Genomic DNA, 3,210 nt, shown 5'->3' with positions numbered 1-3,210 from the left:
CGGCTTCTGGACGCACGGAATCACCGGAGAGAGAGACCCGGTGACCCAAAACTGCCGCGATGAACCGCGGCATGCGTATGAAACAGGAGAAGAGTATCATGATGAAGAAGCTTCTTATCGGCGCCTCGGCGCTCGCCCTTACCACTGGTGCTGTTCACGCCCAGACCATCACCTTCGGTAAGAAGGCGCTGCCTTCGGCCAGCACCGAAATTGGTTCGCCCACTACCGGCACCAACTACTCGTCGGTCGACCAGAAGGCCAACAGCAACACGGCTGACGTCAATCAGGTCGACGGTTCGCACAACTCGTCGGTCGTGAACCAGGGCACGACGACTGCCGGTTCGGGCAACAACTCGGCCAAGGTCGACCAGAATGGTACGGGCGGCAACGCGGCCAAGATCGTTCAGATCGGTCTCAGCGGTGCAGCCGACAACACCGGCGGCGATGTGACCACCGTTCCGTCGAACCTGCTGAACGGCAAGGCCCAGCACGCTGAAATCGTTCAGACCAACAACTCGTCTTATGCTACCGGCTTCGGCGCCACGGTGCTCAACAACCTGCGTCGCAACGATGCTGTGATTTATCAGGGTCAGGTTAACGCTGGCGGCATCAAGAACTATGCTCGCATCGAGCAGAACGGTCGCGGTAACGACGCTGGCATCCAGCAGGGCAACAAGGCTGACGGTTTCGCCATCGAGCAGGACGGCCGCATGTATGCGACCATCAAGCAGAACGGTGACGACAACTCTGCTGAGACCGCTCAGGGCGAAATCGATCGCTCGGAAATCAACCAGACCGGCAATCGCAACGAAGCCTATGTCAATCAGGACCCGACGATCAGCTCGAATCCGAACGTCGATCGCTACGGCCGCAAGAGCACCGTTGATCAGACCGGCAGCGACAACGATGCCTTCGTCAATCAGCTGGGTAACGAAGCCGAGAGCGATATCGACCAGGACGGCGTCGGCAACATTGCCAGCGTTGATCAGACCGGCAGCGCAGTGGGCGGTTTCGCTGCTAAGAGCGTGATCGACCAGCGCGGGCTCGGCTTCAACGATGCTGACGTGCGCCAGACCTCGAACGCCGATAGCCTCGTGAAGCAGGACGGCCAGTTCAACGAAGCAGACGTTCGTCAGGGCGGTGTGCGCGCTGACAGCGACATCTTCCAGAACGGCTCGCGTCACACTGCGTTCGTGACCCAGGATGCGGATCGCGCCACCAGCGTTGTCACGCAGAACACCGGTTCGGTCCTGCTGGGCGGTAACACTGCTACCGTCACGCAGAATGCCTCCGCCGTGGACGTGGCAAGCATCGTCACGCAGACGGGTATCCGCAACGAAGCTACCGTCATTCAGTCGGGCGTCGGCATTGCTGGTACGGCCACGCCGGTCGAGAGCTATATTGAGCAGGTTGGCGGTTACAACGAAGCCAAGCTGACGCAGTCTGGCGATCGTGCGCTGTCCTCGATCAAGCAGGGCTTCATTCGCGGTCTTACCGACACGGTTACCCCGCTGTCGGCTGAGAACAAGGCAACTGTTACGCAGACCGTTGCAGCCATCGAAGCTAAGAGCGACATTTATCAGAGCGGTTTCCGCAACGTTTCTGTCGTCAACCAGGCTGCCAAGGCTGTGAGCGTGATCGATCAGGTTGGCGACCGCAACAATGCTAACGTGTTGCAGAACTCGGCTTCGCGTAGCGATGTTAAGCAGCTCGGTTCGCGTAACGAAGCGACGGTTAAGCAGCTGGCCGGTTCGAACGGTTCGAAGAGCGACATTCTGTCGAACGGCACCCACAACGTGTCGCTTGTCACGCAGAGCGGCCCGACGGAAATCAGCGAGATCTCGCAGCTGGGCACTGACAACACCGCGGAAGTCACGCAGTCGGGTCTGAACGCCAACAGCAAGATCACGCAGGACGGCGTCTCCAACGATGCAATCGTGAAGCAGGCTGCTGCTAACGTGAAGAGCATTGTCAGCCAGATCGGCACCGACAACCTCGCCACGGTTCTGCAGAACACGATTGCCAACGCTGGATCGTTCAGCACGGTTTCGCAGAACGGCACCGGCAACGTTGCTCTCGTTCAGCAGTAATCTCTAACGTGGGGTGGCTTCGGCCACCCCACCCCTTTCTCGAACCAAGCTGCGGCTTGGCTCTGGAAAGGGCCCGATACCAACGGGGCAAGGCCAAAGGAACAGTGCAATGACTGGCAAGAAACTGGCTAAGGGCTTTCTGGGAATGACCGCCGGCGTGCTCGCGATCGCAGCTGCCAGCTCGGCTTCGGCGCAGAGCTATGCGGACTTTCAGGCCGGCTGCGCCGGCACCGCCAATGTCGCCTGCGTCGCGCAGATCGGCGAGAACAACAACGTCTCGATCGACCAGGTCGGTGCCACCAAGAGCCGCGCCACGGTCTATGTCCGCGGTGACGGAAACGGCACGGGCATGATCGCCGGCGTCGGCCCCGTCGCGCTCAGCAAGGTCGTGCGCTCGGGCGCCGGCCTCGATCTCGATAACGACGGCGTTCCCGGCTATATGGACGGCAACGATTTCAAGAAGAGCGTCGGCGCGACCCCGGCCGGCAGCCTGACCATGCAGACCGGCCTGAAGTCGGGCGTGATCGCCCAGGGCGGCACGAACAACAAGGCGGCGGTCTATATCGTCGGCGACCAGAACGACTTCCACGTCTCGCAGCTCTCGGGCAACAACAGCGCCGAACAGACGATCCTGGGCAACGGCAATGCCGCCATCGCGCTGCAGGGGGGCGCCGACACGGCCTCGCAGACCGTGACCGGCAGCAACAACCTGTCCTATGTCAGCCAGTCGGGCGGCAACAACTGGGCCAAGACCTTCCAGACGGCCTCGTCGTCGGAAATCCTGCTCGAACAGAAGAACGGCAACAATGCGGCCGATCTCTCACAGGTCGGTTCGGACAACAGCATCGCACTGCGCCAGACCGGAGGCGTTTCGGCGTCGATCAGCCAGTTCGGCTCGGGCAAGAGCATCGCGGTCGAGCAGTCGGCAGGCTTCCTGTCTTCGGGCATCGTGATCACGCAGTTCTGATTTGATACCCGCGCCGGTCGGCGCGGTGAATGGAATAGATAAGCGAACCACCCCACCCTTGGGGTACAACAGGAGGTTCACGTGAACAGCAGAGCAAAAACGATCGCGCTCAGCGCCGTATCGGCTCTCGCGTTGGCGGGCACGTCGGCGACC

At 61.0% G+C, this 3,210-nt stretch carries 2 protein-coding genes; both read left to right on the top strand.

Annotated features, from left to right (window positions below; genetic code table 11):
* Positions 1–98 precede the first annotated feature (98 nt).
* Positions 99–2,090 carry a hypothetical protein gene (locus tag WG901_RS23720; RefSeq protein WP_339589614.1) on the top strand — a complete coding sequence of 664 codons (1,992 nt, stop codon included), beginning with the start codon at positions 99–101 and terminating at the stop codon, positions 2,088–2,090.
* Between the two features lie 109 nt (positions 2,091–2,199).
* Entirely contained in the window at positions 2,200–3,057 is an 858-nt protein-coding gene (locus WG901_RS23715) for a hypothetical protein (RefSeq protein WP_339589613.1), read from the top strand.
* The last annotated feature ends 153 nt before the right edge of the window (positions 3,058–3,210 follow it).

This window comes from Novosphingobium anseongense, from assembly GCF_037482895.1.
In the GTDB taxonomy this organism is placed as follows: Bacteria; Pseudomonadota; Alphaproteobacteria; order Sphingomonadales; family Sphingomonadaceae; genus Novosphingobium; species Novosphingobium anseongense.
The sequence above is the reverse complement of the archived record's forward strand: the minus strand, read 5'-3'. Positions and strand labels throughout refer to the sequence as shown.